Genomic DNA, 15,863 nt, shown 5'->3' on the forward strand with positions numbered 1-15,863 from the left:
CCCACGGCGGCGGGGCTGCCCAGCAGCGTTCTGCGGCTCAGCTTTCCATGCTGCTCAGTACTCATACGGTGACGGAAACCCTTCTGCTAGCGGTGGTTCGGTCGCGCGGTGGGTACCGGAGCGACGGGGTGCCGTCCGGCGACGGCCGGTGGGGTGGTGTGGCGGCGTCACGCGGACTTCAGCCGGGCGGCCAGCGTCGGCAGCAGCCGCAGCGCGTTGGACCGCCCGACCGCGGCGCGCTCGTGGCCGGTCCAGCCGGCGAAGGTCCGGAATCCCTCGGTGTTCTCGGTGGTGTGCGAGGCCGGCATGAAGGGGAAGTCGCTGCCGAACAGGATGTGCCCGGTGCCCGCCAGCCGCGTCAGCGCCGGCAGCGCGAACTCGTTCGCGGACATCGCGATGTCGTAGTGGAGCCGGGCCAGCGAGCCGATCACGTCCGCGGGGGCCCGCTCGGCGAGGTGTGCCCCGATGGTGGGCCCGTGGGTCAGCCGGCGGGCCAGGAACGGCAGGGTGCCGCCGGCGTGCGACAGGATCAGCTTCAGGTCCGGCAGCCGGTCGAGGACCCGGTTGTACAGGAGGCTGACCGCGGTGCGGGTGGTCTCGAAGGTGAACTCGTACAGCGACGGCGGCAGTCCGAAGGTCGCCAGATCCCGCGCGGGCGGGGTCATGGGGTGCACGTGGACCGCGGTCCCGCGCTCCGAGATCTCCGCGAGCAGCGGCTCGAACTCCGCGTCCCCGAGATAGCGGTCGCCGTAGCCGGTCAGCAGCCCGACGCCGTCGAGCCCCAGCTCGTCGACGGCGTAGGCCAGCTCCGCCCGGGCGGCGGTCACGTCGGGCAGCGGCAGGACGGCGAACGCCCCGAAGCGGGCCGGCCGCTCCGCGATCAGGGCGGCGAAGTACTCGTTGACCTGGCGGGCGAGCTTGGCGGCCTCGTCGCCCGGGACGAAGGAGACGCCCGGAGCGGTGATGGACAGCACCGCCGCGTCGATCCCGTGGCGGTCCATCACCTCCAGGCTGTCGTCGGGACTCCAGCCGGGGTAGTCGACTCCGGGGATGGCCACCCGGTCGCCGAGCGCCGCCCGGTACGCCGGGGGTACGGCGTGGTGGTGGACGTCGACCAGGCCGGTGGAACCGGACGGGATGACGTGCTGGCTGTCGTTCGTCACTGGCTGCTCCCGGGGGTCGTCGGGGTCCGGTGGGTCATGAGAGGTATTCGTCGCCGAACTCGGCGGCCACGCGGAGCGCCCGCTCCACGTCCAGCTCGTACTGGCCGGGGGGCGGCGGCGGTGCGCCGTTGTCCGCGGATATCCCGGCCTCCAGGAAGAACCTGTCCTTACCGCCGGGCAGAAACATGATGAGGAGTCTGGACGGCTCGTCGCTCATGTTCTTGAAATTGTGCACCGAGCCGCGCGGAACGTGTACGTAGGATCCGGATTCCAGCCCGACGCGCTCCGTTCCGGCGAAGAGGTCCACCTTTCCCTCAAGTACGTAGAATGCCTCCTCCTCGTGGTGGTGTATATGCGGGGGCGGGCCCCCGCCGGGCGGCACAAGCGCCTCCATCATGAAGAAGTGGCCGCCGGTGTTGTGCGCACCCGACTTGACCGTGTACTTGTCCCCGAATGCCCAGCGACTAGGCCCTTCACCTGGTGGAACATGGACAACTCGGCGTACCGGCTGATCCTCGAAGCTCACTGAGACCGACTCCGTTCCGCGCTGGCGAACGAGCGCCCACATGACCTGAATGGCACAGGCGAGTCTGTGCCGGTGAAAGAACGCGGGGCAACCGGATGGACGTACTACGTCAGGTCACTCCGGCCGCGCTCCCTGACCTGACATAGTTCCGTGGCGCCCGTGGTGTTCCGGTCCCCGGTATGGCCAGAGTCCTTGGAAACTGCCGACTGGGAGGCGTCTGGTGAACCGCGTCCACGAATTCATCCGCTCATTGCCCGCGCAGCAGCAGCCCGATTGGGCGGGGAATCCGGAAATCCAGCGGGTCAGGGAAGAACTCGGCACACTTCCGCCGCTGGTCACCCTCGCGGAGACGGACGCGCTGCGCGCCCACCTCGCGGAGGCCGCCGCCGGGCGCGTGCAGGTCGTCCAGTCCGGGGACTGCGCGGAGGACTGGGACGAGGCCACGCCCTCGGAGGTCGCCCGCAAGTCGGGGCTGCTGGACATGCTGGCCGGCTCGGTGCGGATGACCGCGCACCGGCCCGTGCTGCGGGTGGGCCGCATGGCCGGGCAGTTCGCCAAGCCCCGGTCCCGGCCCACCGAGGTGGTCTCCGGCGCCGAACTCCCGGTCTACCGCGGCCACATGGTGAACTCGCCCGAACCCGACCCCCGGCTGCGGTGCCCCGATCCCCGCCGGCTCCTGCGCGGCTACCGGGCGGCGGCCGACGTGCTGCGGCACCTCGGCTGGCCGCACGGCTCCGCCGTCCCGGGGCTCGACGCCCGGGTGTGGACCAGCCACGAGGCGCTGCTGCTCGACTACGAACTGCCGCAGCTGCACCGGCAGCCGGACGGCCGGCTGCTGCTCACCTCGACGCACTGGCCGTGGATCGGGGAGCGCACCCGCCAGGTCGACGGGGCCCACGCCGCCCTGCTCGCCGCCGTCGCCAACCCGGTGTCCTGCAAGGTCGGCCCCGCCGTCACCGCGGACGAGCTGCTCGCCCTGTGCGAGCGGCTGGACCCCGACCGGGTCCCCGGCCGGCTCACCCTCATCGCCCGGATGGGCGGCGAGACCGTTGCGGCGCTGCTGCCCGGGCTGGTCGCGGCCGTCCGCGCGGCCGGCCACCCGGTGATCTGGCTCACCGACCCCATGCACGGCAACACCGTCACCACCGACGACGGATTCAAGACGCGGCTGGTCGAGTCCATCGTGCGCGAGGTCGAGGACTTCCACACCGCCGTCACGGAGTCCGGCGGCACAGCCGGCGGGCTCCATCTGGAGACCACCCCGGACGAGGTGACGGAGTGCGTGACGGACCGGTCGGAGATGGACCGGGTGAGCGACAAGTACACGAGCCTGTGCGACCCGCGCCTGAACCCCCGCCAGGCCGTCGCGGTGGCCTCGGCCTGGCGGGGGTGAACACCGGTCGGCCGAGTCCCCCCGTGCGTCCCCCTGTTCCGTCCCCTTCCGTTCGCCACCGCACCGACGTGCGAGTGGCCGACCTCGGAGAGCGAGAGACATGGTTGAGAAGAACGCCCTGGTCACCGGCGCGGCCGGCGGCATCGGCGCGGCGGTGGCGCGGGTCCTCGCAGAGCGCGGCGCGCACGTGGCCGCGGTCGACGTGGACGCCGAGCGCCTGGCGGAGACCGTCGGCAAGCTGGCCGCCGGCGGCCTGAAGGTGACGGCGTTCCCCTGCGACGTCACCGACGCGGCGCAGGTGGAGCGGACCGTGGACCGGGCCGAGGACGGCCTCGGCGCGCTGGACTGCCTCGTCAACGCGGCCGGTGTGCTGCGGCTCGGCAAGGTGGTCGACCTCACCGACGCGGACTGGTCCGCCACCTTCGCGGTCAACACCCTGGGCGTGTTCCACATGTCCCGCGCCGTGGTCCGCCGCATGGTGGAGCGGTCCTCCGGCGCCCTCGTCACGGTCGCGTCGAACGCCGCCGGAACCGCCCGCCAGGACATGGCCGCCTACGCGGCCTCAAAGGCGGCGGCGACCCTGTTCACCAAGTGCCTCGGCCTCGAAGTCGCCCGGCACGGCATCCGCTGCAACCTCGTCGCCCCCGGCTCGACCGACACGCCGATGCTCACCGCCATGTGGCAGGAGGCCGACGGCGCGCAGGCGTCCGTCGACGGCGTGCCCGCGGCGTTCCGGGTCGGCATCCCGCTGGGCCGGCTCGCCCGCCCCGACGACGTCGCCGACGCCGTCGCGTTCCTCCTCTCCGACCGGGCCGCGCACATCACCATGCACTCCCTCACCGTCGACGGCGGCGCGGCCCTCGGCGTCTGACGGCGCCCCGGCAGCGATCGCACGCACCCGGACGCGGCCCGAAGGGCCCGGAAAGGCAGACCCATGGCCGGCATCCCCGCCATCGCCCCCTACGCCATGCCCACCGCGGACGAACTCCCCGCCCCCACGCCCGACTGGGCCGTCTCCCCGGACCGGGCGGTCCTGCTCGTCCACGACATGCAGCACTACTTCCTGCGGCCGCTGCCGGCCGCCCCGCGCGACACGCTGGTACGCAACGCGGTGCGGCTGCGCGCGGCGTGCGCCCGGCTCGGTGTCCCCGTCGCGTACACGGTCCAGCCCGGCGGCATGACCGACGAACAGCGCGGGCTGCTGAAGGACTTCTGGGGGCCGGGCATGCGGGTCGACCCGGAGGACCGCGAGGTCGTCGGGCCCCTCGCCCCCGCTCCCGGGGACTGGGAACTCGCCAAGTGGCGCTACAGCGCCTTCTTCGGCTCCGACCTGCTGGCGCGGATGCGCGACCACGGCCGCGACCAGCTGATCGTCTGCGGTGTGTACGCACATGTCGGCGTGCTGACGAGCGCCGTGGACGCCTTCACCCACGACATCCAGCCGTTCCTGGTCGCCGACGCCGTGGCCGACTTCTCCGCGGCCTACCACCGGCAGGCCCTCACCTACGCCGCCGAACGGTGCGCGGTCGTGCTCCCCACCGCGTCCGCGGTGCGCGGGCTCGGCAGCGGCCTCGTGGCGGAAGGTGCCCGCCCGTGACCGGGGAAGGCGCCCCGGACCTGCTCGCCGAGGTGCTGTCGGGCCGGCACGCGGCGTACGCGCTGCTGCACCGGCCGGAGGCCACGGGCGCGGCGGCACTGGAGGTCCTCGCCGGCGACGTGCGGGCGGTGGACACCGTCGACGCCGTCCCCCTGTCCGCGGCGGACCCGTCGCCGCCCGGCCCCCGGCACGACGTGCTGGCCCTCATCCCCTACCGGCACATCGCCGAGCGCGGGTACGCCGTCAACGACGACGGCGAGCCCCTGCTCACCATGACCGTCCGCGCCCAGGCCGCGCTGCCGCTCGACGACGCGCTGCGCCGGCTCCCCGACGAGCCGGTCGCGCTCGCCGACGGCCGCTTCGAGCCGGACGACGACCGGTACGCGGCGATCGTGCGCGACGTGATCGACAAGGAGATCGGCACCGGCACGGGCGCCAACTTCGTTATCAGACGCTCCTTCACCGCCGACATCACCGACTGCACGCCGCACAGCGCGCTGTCGTTCTTCCGGCGGCTGGCGCGCCGCGAGACCGGCGCGTACTGGACGTTCCTCATCCGCACCGGCGACCGCACCCTCGTGGGCGCCAGCCCGGAGCGGCACGTCAGCCTGCACGGCGGCGTCGCCGTGATGAACCCCATCAGCGGCACCTACCGCTACCCCGGCGCCGGACCGGAGCTGGCGGGCGTGCTGGAGTTCCTCGCCGACCGCAAGGAGACCGACGAGCTGTACATGGTCGTCGACGAAGAGCTGAAGATGATGGCGCGGATCTGCGAAGGCGGCGGCCGGGTCGTCGGCCCGTACCTGAAGGAGATGGCCCGGCTCGCGCACACCGAGTACGTCATCGAGGGCCGCAGCTCCCGGGATGTGCGCGAGATCCTGCGGGAGACGATGTTCGCGCCGACCGTGACCGGTTCGCCGCTGGAGAGCGCCTGCAGGGTGATCAGCCGGTACGAGCCGGAGGGCCGCGGCTACTACAGCGGGGTCGCCGCCCTGGTCGGTCGCGACGAGCACGACGGCCAGACCATGGACTCCGCGATCCTGATCCGCACGGCCGACATCGACGCCCGCGGGCGGCTGCGCATCGGCGTCGGCGCCACCCTCGTACGGCACTCCGACCCGGCGGGCGAGGCCGCGGAGACCCGCGCCAAGGCCGACGGGCTGCTGGCGGCGCTGAGCGCGGAAGCGCCGCGGCGGTTCGCCGACCGTCCCGAGGTGCGTGCGGCGCTCGGCCGCCGCAACGACGGGATCGCCGGGTTCTGGCTGGCGGAACCCGCGGGGCGGACACGCCCCGCGCCGCACCTGGCCGGACGCCGCGTGCTCGTCATCGACGCGGAGGACACCTTCACGGCGATGATCGCCCATCAGCTGACGGCCCTGGGCCTGCGGGTGACGGTACGGCGGTTCGACGAGCCGTACCGGACCGAGGGCCACGACCTGCTCGTGCTGGGCCCGGGACCGGGCGACCCGCGCGAGACCGGTCACCCGAAGATCGCCCATCTGGCCACCGCCGCCGACCGTGCGCTCGCCCGCGGCCTGCCGTTGCTGGCGGTCTGCCTCAGCCACCAGGTGCTCAGCACCCGGCTTGGCCTGCCCCTGGTGCGGAGGCGGGTCCCCAACCAGGGCGTTCAGCGCGAGATCGACCTCTTCGGCAGGCGCGAACGGGTCGGCTTCTACAACACCTTCGCCGCCCGCAGCACCGACGACAAGCTGGACCACCCTGCGCGCGGCCTGGTCGAGGTGAGCCGGGATCCCCGTACCGGCGAGGTGTACGCGCTGCGCGGACGCAGCTTCGCCTCGACGCAGTTCCATGCCGAGTCCGTCCTCACCCGGGACGGTGTGCGCATCCTCGGCGGCCTGCTGACGGAGGTGCTGCGCACATGCGAGCGGTGATCGTGTGGTGGGACCTGGAGGGGTCCGGGCAGACCATCGCCTCGCTGCGGGACTTCCTGCGCGACGAGGCGGTCGACCGCTTCGCCGCGGTGCCCGGCCTGCGCCTGAAGCTGTGGATCTCCGACCCGGACCGCAACCGCTGGGGTGCCGTGCTGCTGTGGGAGTCGCCCGAGGCCGCGGCGGCCCCGATCCCCCAGCGCGCGGCCGAACTCATCGGCCGCCCGCCCGTCGAGAGGGCCGAGTTCGACGTGGAGGCCACCGTCGAGGGCGCCTACGAGGTGGCCGCCCTCGGCCGCCGCGGCCTGGTCTGGGAGCGGTGACCCCGGGCGAACGGCCGGCCCCGCGGACCGCCACGACCGCTCGGCGGCACGCAACCGATCCACCGGATGAGAGGAACCGACCAGTCATGGCGGACACAGTCGTCGTCGGCGGCGGCATCGGCGGCCTCGCGACGGCCCTGGCACTCGCCGGCCGCGGACACCGGGTGACGGTCCTGGAACGCCAGGACGCCTTCACCGAACTGGGCGCCGGCATCCAGCTGGGGCCCAACGCCTTCCACGCCCTCGACCTGCTCGGCGTCGGCCAGGCCGTACGGGACGCGGCCGTCTTCATCGACGAACTGCGCTTCATGGACGGCACGACCGGCGAACGGGTGGCCGGCATGCCGCTCACCGGCGCGTACCGGGAGCGGTTCGGCAACCCGTACGCCGTCGTCCACCGCCGCGACCTGTACCAGCCGCTGCTGGACGCCTGCCGCGCCGCCCCCGCGGTCGAACTCCGCACCGGCCACCCGGTCGTCGGCTACGCGCAGGACCCTGCCTCGGTCACCGCGCTCACCGGGGACGGCCGGACGTTCACCGCCGACGTGCTCATCGGCGCCGACGGCATCCACTCGGCGATACGCCGGCAGCTCGTCGGCGACGGCGGGCCGCGCGTGTCCGGCCACACCATCTACCGGTCCGTCATCCCGATGGCCAGGGTCCCCCGCGAACTGCGCTGGAACACCGTGACCCTCTGGGCCGGCCCCCGATGGCACTTCGTCCACTATCCGATCGGCGGCGGCGCACACCTCAACCTGGCCGCCACGCGCGACGACGGGGCAACGCGGGCCGTGACGGGCGTACCCGCCGGGAAGGCCCACGTCCTCGGCGAGTTCCCCGGCCTCGGGGAGACCGCGCGGGCGCTGCTGGAACTCGGCGAGGAGTGGCGGACCTGGGTCCTCTGCGACCGCGACCCCGTCGACGTCTGGGTCGACGGCCGGGTGGCGCTGCTCGGCGACGCCGCGCACCCCATGCTCCAGTACGCCGCACAGGGCGCCTGCCAGGCGCTGGAGGACGCCGTCGTGATCGGCAGGGTGCTCGGCCGCGGCACCGGCGAGGTGGCCCGGCACCTGGCGACGTACAACGCCCAACGCCGCGCACGCACCGCGTGCGCCCAGCTGGTGGCGCGGGAGATGGGACGCCGGCTCTACCACCCGGCGGGCCCCGCGGCACGGGCGCGGAACGCGATGCTCAGCTCCCTGGGCACCGACGGCCTGTACCGGAAGGCGGCGTGGCTGCACGGGGCCCGGGACTTCACCGAGGCGCTCGCCCCCGCGGCACTCGACCGGCCCGCCCGGCGGCCCGAGGAGGCGGCGCCTTGAGCAGGTTGCGCTGGCTGACGGCACCGGTGACGGCCGTTGCTCCGGTGGCTCCGGCCGTCAGGCCACCTGCAGCAGGAAGTCGTCCCTGAGCAGCAGAGACGTCGGCTTCGTGTCGTGCACCTCCAGCAGGATTCCGTGCCGGATCCGGCCGAGCCGGTCGGACGGTTCCGTTCCGTGCTCTCGGGCGAGCGCGGCGCGGAACCAGTTGTACACCGCGAGCGCCTCATCGCTGCGGCCGCAGCGGTGCAGGGCCGTCATCAGCTTCCCGTGCAGCCCCTCGTCGGTCCGGTGGCGGCCGGTGAGCAGGGTCAGCTCCGGAACCAGCTCGGCCTGCCGGCCCAGCCGCAGTTCCGCCTCCGCCCACTGATCGAGCGCGCCGAGGCGGGCCTCCTTTAGCGGGCGCGCCTCGGCCTCCAGGTACGGCCCCTGCCGCACGCCGGCGAAGACGGGGCCCCGCCACAGGTCCAGAGCGTCCCGCAGCCGCCGGGCGGCCTCGGCGACCCGGCCGGCTTCCAGGAGCCGGAGACCCGCGCCGACGCTGCGCTGGAAGGCACGGAAGTCGACCGTGCTGCACCTGCTGTCCAGCAGCACGCCCCCGGGTACGGAGACGAGGATGCTCGACGCTGCGGCGGCGGGCTCACCGCCGAGTTGGAGGGCCGCCGCGAGACGTTTGCGCAACTGGCACACCAGCGCCTCCACGCGGCGGCGCGCGTCGTGCGGCGGGGTGTCCTGCCAGATCTCGCAGATGAGCGAGGTCATCGGCACGACCTGGTCGGCCCGGGCCGCCAGCAGCGCCAGCACCTGCTGCGCCTCCGACCCGCTCGGCACGATCGACCTGCCGTTTCTGCGGACTTCGAGCCCGCCGAGCACCTCGATCTCCATGCCCACGTCCCCCCTGCCGCAGCCGCCGCTGCCCGTGCCGTCCGTGGTGAGTATGTTGAGTAAAAGCCAGGGTTCTCTGCATGTCAAAGAACGAGAAGAAGAACAGTTTCCCCCCGCCCGGCAGGCCGCCGACGGGCAGCGGCCGGAGCGCCGCGCACCACGCCGGCTCGCCCGGCGCGCGGCGGCCGCGGGCAGTCCCGTACGGGCCGGGTGCGGCAGCGGGTCGAGGGCGGCGCCCGGCTCGCATGAGGCCGCGACACGGGAGCCGGACGCACGCCCGAGACGGAGGCGGAATGGGACGCGGGCCGCGGGTGATCGTCGTCGGGGCGGGGATCGCGGGGCTCGTCGCCGCGCGCCGGCTCGCCGCCGCGGGGGCGGCCGTGACCGTGCTGGAGGCCGCGGACCGCGTCGGCGGGCGGATGACGAGCGAGACCGTCGACGGGTACGTGATCGACCGCGGCGCCCAGTTCCTCTCCCGGGCGTACGAGCAACTCCCCGGCCTCGTACGGGAGACGGGGCTGCGCGCCGCCTGGCGGCCGACGAGCCCGTACGCCGCGGTCGTCCGCGACGGGGCGCCGCGGCGCATCCGCTACGGCAACCCGCTGTCGGTCACCACCGGCGGGCTGCTGCGCCCGCGGGAACTCCTCGCCCTGGCACGCCACCTCGCCGCCCTCCGCCGCCACGTACGCGGCAGGTCGCTCACCGACTACGGCGCGTGGGCCCCGTTCGACGACCGCGACGCCGCGGGGTGGCTCGCCGACGACACCGTCCCCGCGGTCGCGGACTACTTCTACGAGCCGATGCTGCAGGGCTTCTACTTTCAGCCGCTGCACGGCACCTCGCGCGCGCTGGCGATGGCGATGGCCGCCTTCGGCTACCGCAGACCGCGGACCATGACCGTGGAGGGCGGGATCGGCCGCATCCCCGAGGCCCTGGCCGACCCCCTCGACGTACGCACCGGCCACCCGGTGACCGGCCTCGCGCTCGGGGCGGACGGAGCGCACGTCACGACGCCGGAGGGGGGCTTCGAAGGCGACCACGTCGTCCTCGCCGCGCCTGCCCACACCGCCGCAGAGCTGCTCGGCACGCAGGCGACCCCGGCCGAGGCCGACCTGCTCGCCTGCACCTACAGCGCCACGGCCACCCTGATGCTCGGCACGGCACGGACCTGGCGGCCGCCCGACGCGCTGCGGGACGTCTACGGCGTGCTCCTCCCCGAGCGCGAGCGCCAGGACGTCGCCGCGCTGAGCGTGGAGGGCAACAAGTCCCCGGACCGCACGGCGGGCCGCGGCGAACTCCTCGGCGTCTTCCTCACCGGCGACGCCGCCGAGCGGCTGCGTGCGCACGGCGACGCCGACGTGGTGACCGCGGTCCTGCCGGAGGTCGAACGCCGCCTCCCCGGCATCGGCGACGCCGTGACCACGGCCCACGTCGTCCGCTGGCCCGCCGCCGAACCCCGCTCCCCCGTAGGCCGCGCCCGCGCCGTCGCCGCCTACCGCCGCACCCCGCCGCACGGCCGCCCCCTGATCCTCGCCGGCGACTACACCGGCCTGCCGTGGACGGACAGCGCCGCGGCCACGGGCGCCTGGGCGGCCTCCCGCCTCCTGGAGCCGCGAAGCGCCCGCCGGTGACGCGCCCCGGCGGAGGGGTCACGCTGAGTCCACTGAGCGCACTGCCGCGGATATTCCAGACCTGCTCTTCCCCGCATCTGAGATCGAGATCACAGTGAGTCCTCAGGGGCCGGGACCAAAACCGTTCCGTGCAGTGTTGTCCCCGGTGGCGTCGTAGCCAGCGACGTCGGGAAAGGAGAGGATCGTGGCACACGGCTACGGCAAGACCCCGGAGGCGCTGAGCCGCCTCACCGACAGTCAGTTCCGCGTCACGCAGAAGGACGGGACCGAGCCCGCGTTCCGGAACGAGTACTGGAACAACCACGAGGCCGGGATCTACGTGGACGTGGTCTCGGCCAGCCGTTGTTCTCGTCTCTCGACAAGTACGACAGCGGCACCGGTTGGCCGAGCTTCTGCCGCGCTGCGTTTCATCCCGCTCTCCGAGCTGGAGGCGCAGGGCTACGGCCGGTACCGCTCGCTGTTCGGGACCGACGACACCAGCACAGAGGGGCGCACACCATGACCAGCGGAATACACGACACTGGACAGATCACCCGCGAACCGGGCACGGAGACGGCCGTTCTGGCCGGGGGGTGCTTCTGGGGCATGGAGGATCTCATCCGCCGGCAGCCAGGGGTGCTGGCCACCCGTGTCGGATACACCGGCGGCGAGAACGATCACGCGACGTACCGCAACCACCCGGGCCATGCCGAAGCCGTCGAGATCATGTTCGACCCGGCGCGGACGACCTACCGTGACATCCTGGCGTTCTTCTTCCAGATCCACGACCCGTCGACCCTGAACCGCCAGGGCAACGACGTCGGCACGAGTTACCGGTCGGCGATCTTCCCGCTCACCCCCGAACAGGAGAAGGTCGCCCGCGACACGATCGCGGACGTGGACGCGTCGGGGTTGTGGCCGGGCAAGGCGGTCACGACCATCGAGCCCGCCGGCCCGTTCTGGGAGGCCGAGCCCGAGCACCAGGACTATCTGATCACCTACCCGAACGGCTACACCTGCCACTTCCCGCGGCCGGACTGGGTACTGCCCGCACACACCGCAACCACCGGCTGACGGCTCACCAACGGTGCGGGCCGCGTCCGGGCCGACCGCACCGCAGCCGCGTAGCGCTTGGCGGCGGCTGAGTCTCTGGGGCGTTCTGCCCGTTTGATGTCGCATTGGGAGTGGCACACGATGGTGTGATCCGCCCTACGAAGCCGACAGGAGGCGCCATGCCGAGTGGGTCCAGCCAGAAGCGGGAACGTCAGTACGAGTACATCAAGGAGGGCGCGCAGAAGCGCGGCACCGGCACGCGGCGGGCGAAGGAGATCGCCGCCCGCACGGTGAACAAGGAGCGCGCCCGCACCGGCGAGGCACGCACCGCCAGCCGTGCCTCCACCAAGGACATCTCCTCCGGCCGCAGGGGCGGCCTGCGCTCCCACTCGGGCCCCGGCGGGCCCACCTACGACCAGCTCTACGCGGAAGCCCGCCGCCGCAACATCCATGGCCGCTCGTCCATGAACAAGGCCCAGCTCAAGCGCACGCTCGGGCGCTGAGAGCCCTCAGCCGGACGTCGGCTCACCCGGACAGCCGATCGGCGATCCTGCTCTGCGATTTCGTCCGAGTGGGCGGAACGGTGGCGGCCGAGCTGGTCGGGGCGGTCGATGGCGAGGTCCGTTTCGATGCCGGCAGCAGGGGAGCGTACACGACGGACGGCTGCCGTACGCAGATCGATCAGGCCGACACCGGCCGCCGCCGCCACGCCCTGCATCTCGCAGAGGCACCGGCCCTCGGCCTCGACGAAGACCTGCCGCACGAGCGTCCCGAACGCCTCGCCCAGCGCCCCCCTGAGCCCTCCCGCGCGATCCGCGGGGCGCGCTCACCCACCATCGAAAGGCGGCGGTATGCCGACCAAGGTTTCCGACTACGTCCTGGACCGGTTGCGTGCGTGGAAGGTCGAGCACGTCTTCGCCTATCCCGGCGACGGCATCAACGAACTTCTCGCCGCATGGGGCCGGGCGGGCAACGAGCCCCGGTTCGTCCAGGCGCGGCACGAGGAGATGTCCGCTTTCCAGGCGGTGGGTTACGCCAAGTTCTCCGGGCGGGTGGGGGTGTGTGCCGCCACGTCCGGGCCCGGTGCCATCCATCTCCTGAACGGCCTGTACGACGCCAAGCTCGACCACGTACCCGTGGTCGCGATCGTCGGGCAGACCGACCGCAGCGCCATGGGGGGCTCCTACCAGCAGGAGGTCGACCTGCTGAGCCTCTACAAGGACGTCGCGTCCGACTTCTGCGAGATGGTCACCGTCCCGGAGCAGCTGCCCAACGTCCTCGACCGCGCCATGCGCACCGCCATCGCCCGCCGCACCGTCACCGCCCTCATCATCCCGGCCGACGTACAGGACCTCGACTACTCCGCGCCCGAGCACGCGTTCAAGATGGTGCCCTCCAGCCTGGACATGTCGAACTCCGCGCCCGTCCCGGCCGACCCCGACATCGAACGCGCGGCGGAGTTGCTCAACGCGGGTGAGAGGGTCGCGATCCTCGTCGGCCAGGGCGCGCGCGGCGCCCGCCGGGAGGTCATGGAGACCGCCGACCGGCTGGGTGCCGGCGTGGCCAAGGCGCTCCTCGGCAAGGACGTCCTCGACGACGAACTCCCCTACGTCACCGGGGCGATCGGCCTGCTGGGCACCCGGCCCTCGTACGAGCTGATGCAGGACTGCGACACCCTGCTGGTCATCGGCTCCAGCTTCCCCTACTCCCAGTTCCTCCCCGAGTACGGCCAGGCGCGCGCCGTGCAGATCGACGTCGACGCGCACATGGTCGGCCTGCGCTACCCCTTCGAGATCAACCTCATCGGCGACGCCCGCACCACCCTCCAGAGGCTCCTCCCGCACCTGCGGCAGGCCCGGGACAGCGACTGGCGCAAGAAGATCGAGCAGGACACCGCCCGCTGGTGGGAGGTCATGGAGCGCCGCGCCGCGGTCGACGCCGACCCGATCAACCCCGAACACGTCGCACACACCCTCAACGCCCTGCTGCCCGAGGACGTCATCCTCACCGCGGACTCCGGCTCCGCCGCCAACTGGTACGCCCGCCACCTGCGGATGCGTGACGGCATGCGCGGCTCGCTGTCCGGCACCCTGGCCACCATGGGCCCCGGCGTCCCCTACGCCATCGGCGCCAAGTTCGCCCACGGCGACCGGCCCGCGATCGCCCTGGTCGGCGACGGCGCGATGCAGATGAACGGCCTCGCCGAACTCATCACGATCCGCAAGTACTGGCAGGACTGGGAAGACCCCCGCCTGATCGTGGCCGTGTTCAACAACCACGACCTCAACCAGGTCACCTGGGAGATGCGCGCCATGAACGGCGCACCCCAGTTCCTGCCCTCGCAATCCCTTCCCGACATCCCCTACGCCGACTTCGCCCGCTCCCTCGGCCTCGGCGACCTCCGCATCGACCGGCCCGGCCAGGTGCGGCACGCCTGGGAGACGGCCCTGGCCGCGGACCGGCCCTACGTCCTCGACTTCCACACCGACCCCGCCGTGCCCCCCATCCCACCCCACGCCACCCTCGACCAGATCCAGGCCGCCACGGCCTCCGTCCTCAAAGGCGACACCGACCGCACCGCCATGCTCCGCCAGGGCATCAAGTCCAAAGCCCAGGAAATGCTCCCGGGCGGTGCACGCCGGGAGAACCGGCCGGACGCCGACGGGGATCAGTGACGCCCGCCCCGACCGTGGAACGGCTGGAGACGGCCGTCTGCACCGTGCCCACCGACGGAGCTGAGGCGGATGGCACCCTGAGCCGGAAGCAGGAGGATGACCGTGCCCGTTCACGTCGTGATCACCGGTGCCAGCGCAGGCGTCGGCAGGGCGACCGCGCGTCTGTACGCCGAACGCGGCGCGAACATCGTCAACGGCACCCGGACCGCGCTGACACGCATGCTCCCGCGCGACCACGGCACGATCGTGCAAGCTCGTCCCCGCCCTCCTCGACGGCTACCTCGCCCGTACCGGCTTCGACGCCCAGCAGACCGATGACCGGCCGACCGGCGAGAACAATCTCTTCAAGCCCGTCGACCAGCCACCGGGCAGCGACCACGGCGCCCACGGCGTCTTCGACGACTCCTCCCACAGCCGCTCCTGGCAAGCCTCGCTCGCGCGCTACCCGGGCCCTGCGCTGACGGGCGCGGCGCTCGCCGCGGCGGCGGCGGCAAGCGCACTGCGCAAGCGTCGTCACAGACCTACCGGTCCATGAGTCACCGACCGGTCCGGCATCGACCCCGCCGGTCACCGGCAGGCGCAGGAGCTGGTCGAGGCCGTACGCGACGCAGTGGCGACGGCGCTGAGCGCCTGAGCTGGAGACGAACAAGGACGGCGCGTATGGCGCTCATCTCGCGTGGGTTCCACGGCCGAAGGCCGCCGGCGAGCACGAAGCTGCCGCCGGGGCAGTACGAGACGACCGGCTTCCCGGTGCTGTCCGCCGGGCCCACTCCCCGCGTCCGGCGAGAGGGCTGGGAACTGCCGGTGACCACGGAAGCCGGCAAGCGGCACGTGTGGGACTGGGCGGGCCTGACGGCGCTCCCGGCCGATTCCCCGAACATCCCCCTGGCCGATCTGGTCGACGGCAAAGCATGGATCGCCTACGGCTACGGGGGCAGCGATCTCGCGCCCGAACACGGCGGCCCCGCCCGGCTTCTGGGAGAGCGCCGGCTACCACGACTACGGAGATCCATGGCGAGAGCAGCGGTACCAGGGAGACCAGGCGACCGGCTCCGGTGGCGGATCGCCTCGGTGACGGACCGGCACGCGGAGTCCGAGACGGCCGTCACCCTGACGCTGGACCTGCCGGACTGGCCCGGGCACCTGGCCGGACAGCACGTGTCAGGCTCACCGCGGAAGACGGCTACAGCACCCAGCGCAGCTACTCGATCGCCTCGGCCCCCAACGGCCGGACCCTGGAGCTGACGGTCCAGCGCACACCCGACGGGGAGGTGTCGCCCTACCTCGTGTGGGGACAGCAGCAGACAGAGCCGGTTCTGCTGGTGGCGGGCGGATCGGGACTCGTGCCGCTCATGTCCATGGTCCGCGCCCGGGAGGCGGCCGGCAGCCGAACCCCGTTCCGGCTCCTGTACGCCGTGCGGGCGCCCTCG

Annotated in this window: 13 protein-coding genes and 3 pseudogenes; 13 read left to right on the forward strand and 3 right to left on the reverse strand. The window is 72.8% G+C overall.

Translation table 11 applies throughout. The features are described from left to right. Positions 1-167: 167 nt before the first annotated feature. Positions 168-1,163: an amidohydrolase family protein gene (locus ABD317_RS00005; RefSeq protein ID WP_344286497.1), complete on the reverse strand. Its 996-nt coding sequence runs from the start codon at positions 1,161-1,163 to the stop codon at positions 168-170. A 34-nt stretch (positions 1,164-1,197) separates the two neighbouring features. Further along, positions 1,198-1,731, reverse strand: a complete 534-nt coding sequence (locus tag ABD317_RS00010; RefSeq protein ID WP_344286499.1) for a cupin domain-containing protein — start codon at positions 1,729-1,731, stop codon at positions 1,198-1,200. 178 nt (positions 1,732-1,909) lie between these two features. Here ABD317_RS00010 and ABD317_RS00015 point away from each other — a divergent pair, with 178 nt between their 5' ends. The 6 genes from ABD317_RS00015 to ABD317_RS00040 all read left to right on the forward strand — a co-directional run bounded on the left by ABD317_RS00015 (position 1,910) and on the right by ABD317_RS00040 (position 8,213). After that, the gene (locus ABD317_RS00015; protein WP_344286501.1) at positions 1,910-3,082 is read left to right on the forward strand and encodes a 3-deoxy-7-phosphoheptulonate synthase; all 1,173 of its coding nucleotides are present in this window, start codon (positions 1,910-1,912) and stop codon (positions 3,080-3,082) included. 100 nt (positions 3,083-3,182) lie between these two features. After that, on the forward strand, positions 3,183-3,953 hold the full coding sequence (locus tag ABD317_RS00020; protein ID WP_344286503.1) for a 2,3-dihydro-2,3-dihydroxybenzoate dehydrogenase: 771 nt from the start codon (positions 3,183-3,185) through the stop codon (positions 3,951-3,953). 63 nt (positions 3,954-4,016) lie between these two features. Beyond that, positions 4,017-4,679 carry an isochorismatase family protein gene (locus tag ABD317_RS00025; protein WP_344286505.1) on the forward strand — a complete coding sequence of 221 codons (663 nt, stop codon included), beginning with the start codon at positions 4,017-4,019 and terminating at the stop codon, positions 4,677-4,679. Beyond that, positions 4,676-6,571 (forward strand): anthranilate synthase family protein, encoded by a 1,896-nt coding sequence (locus tag ABD317_RS00030; RefSeq protein ID WP_344286507.1) that lies wholly within the window; start codon positions 4,676-4,678, stop codon positions 6,569-6,571. The genes ABD317_RS00025 and ABD317_RS00030 overlap by 4 nt, the downstream gene beginning before the upstream one ends. After that, on the forward strand, positions 6,559-6,891 hold the full coding sequence (locus ABD317_RS00035) for a hypothetical protein (RefSeq protein ID WP_027753262.1): 333 nt from the start codon (positions 6,559-6,561) through the stop codon (positions 6,889-6,891). The genes ABD317_RS00030 and ABD317_RS00035 overlap by 13 nt, the downstream gene beginning before the upstream one ends. 86 nt (positions 6,892-6,977) lie before the next feature. Beyond that, positions 6,978-8,213 carry a 3-hydroxybenzoate 6-monooxygenase gene (locus ABD317_RS00040; protein ID WP_344286510.1) on the forward strand — a complete coding sequence of 412 codons (1,236 nt, stop codon included), beginning with the start codon at positions 6,978-6,980 and terminating at the stop codon, positions 8,211-8,213. A gap of 57 nt (positions 8,214-8,270) precedes the next feature. Here ABD317_RS00040 and ABD317_RS00045 read toward each other — a convergent pair whose 3' ends face one another. After that, on the reverse strand, positions 8,271-9,095 hold the full coding sequence (locus ABD317_RS00045) for an AfsR/SARP family transcriptional regulator (RefSeq protein WP_344286512.1): 825 nt from the start codon (positions 9,093-9,095) through the stop codon (positions 8,271-8,273). Positions 9,096-9,388: 293 nt separating this feature from the next. Here ABD317_RS00045 and ABD317_RS00050 point away from each other — a divergent pair, with 293 nt between their 5' ends. The 7 genes and pseudogenes from ABD317_RS00050 to ABD317_RS00080 form a co-directional block, all read left to right on the forward strand. Further along, complete coding sequence (locus ABD317_RS00050) at positions 9,389-10,726, forward strand: protoporphyrinogen/coproporphyrinogen oxidase (protein WP_344286514.1); 1,338 nt, start codon at positions 9,389-9,391, stop codon at positions 10,724-10,726. A gap of 184 nt (positions 10,727-10,910) precedes the next feature. After that, positions 10,911-11,071 (forward strand): annotated as a pseudogene (locus ABD317_RS37655) (peptide-methionine (R)-S-oxide reductase); the annotation flags it as partial. Positions 11,072-11,224: 153 nt separating this feature from the next. Further along, on the forward strand, positions 11,225-11,779 hold the full coding sequence (msrA, locus tag ABD317_RS00060; protein WP_027753265.1) for a peptide-methionine (S)-S-oxide reductase MsrA: 555 nt from the start codon (positions 11,225-11,227) through the stop codon (positions 11,777-11,779). Positions 11,780-11,937: 158 nt separating this feature from the next. Next, a complete protein-coding gene (locus ABD317_RS00065) occupies positions 11,938-12,261 on the forward strand; it encodes a plasmid stabilization protein (protein WP_344286516.1) in 324 nt (107 codons plus the stop codon). A gap of 348 nt (positions 12,262-12,609) precedes the next feature. Continuing rightward, positions 12,610-14,433 (forward strand): thiamine pyrophosphate-requiring protein, encoded by a 1,824-nt coding sequence (locus ABD317_RS00070; protein ID WP_344286518.1) that lies wholly within the window; start codon positions 12,610-12,612, stop codon positions 14,431-14,433. A 660-nt stretch (positions 14,434-15,093) separates the two neighbouring features. Next, positions 15,094-15,508: pseudogene (locus ABD317_RS00075) on the forward strand (molybdopterin-binding protein). A gap of 283 nt (positions 15,509-15,791) precedes the next feature. After that, positions 15,792-15,836, forward strand: a pseudogene (locus ABD317_RS00080) (hypothetical protein); the annotation flags it as partial. Between the last annotated feature and the right edge of the window lie 27 nt (positions 15,837-15,863).

It is taken from the genome of Streptomyces synnematoformans (assembly GCF_039531005.1).
GTDB lineage: Bacteria > Actinomycetota > Actinomycetes > Streptomycetales > Streptomycetaceae > Streptomyces > Streptomyces synnematoformans.

Bases quoted from the DNA above. Each gene is read 5' to 3' on its own strand.
- ABD317_RS00010 (WP_344286499.1), bottom strand. From the start codon at position 1,731: ATGTGGGCGCTCGTTCGCCAGCGCGGAACGGAGTCGGTCTCAGTGAGC.
- ABD317_RS00020 (WP_344286503.1), top strand. From the start codon at position 3,183: ATGGTTGAGAAGAACGCCCTGGTCACCGGCGCGGCCGGCGGCATCGGC.
- ABD317_RS00025 (WP_344286505.1), top strand. From the start codon at position 4,017: ATGGCCGGCATCCCCGCCATCGCCCCCTACGCCATGCCCACCGCGGAC.
- ABD317_RS00035 (WP_027753262.1), top strand. From the start codon at position 6,559: ATGCGAGCGGTGATCGTGTGGTGGGACCTGGAGGGGTCCGGGCAGACC.
- ABD317_RS00040 (WP_344286510.1), top strand. From the start codon at position 6,978: ATGGCGGACACAGTCGTCGTCGGCGGCGGCATCGGCGGCCTCGCGACG.
- ABD317_RS00045 (WP_344286512.1), bottom strand. From the start codon at position 9,095: ATGGAGATCGAGGTGCTCGGCGGGCTCGAAGTCCGCAGAAACGGCAGG.
- ABD317_RS00050 (WP_344286514.1), top strand. From the start codon at position 9,389: ATGGGACGCGGGCCGCGGGTGATCGTCGTCGGGGCGGGGATCGCGGGG.
- msrA (WP_027753265.1), top strand. From the start codon at position 11,225: ATGACCAGCGGAATACACGACACTGGACAGATCACCCGCGAACCGGGC.
- ABD317_RS00065 (WP_344286516.1), top strand. From the start codon at position 11,938: ATGCCGAGTGGGTCCAGCCAGAAGCGGGAACGTCAGTACGAGTACATC.
- ABD317_RS00070 (WP_344286518.1), top strand. From the start codon at position 12,610: ATGCCGACCAAGGTTTCCGACTACGTCCTGGACCGGTTGCGTGCGTGG.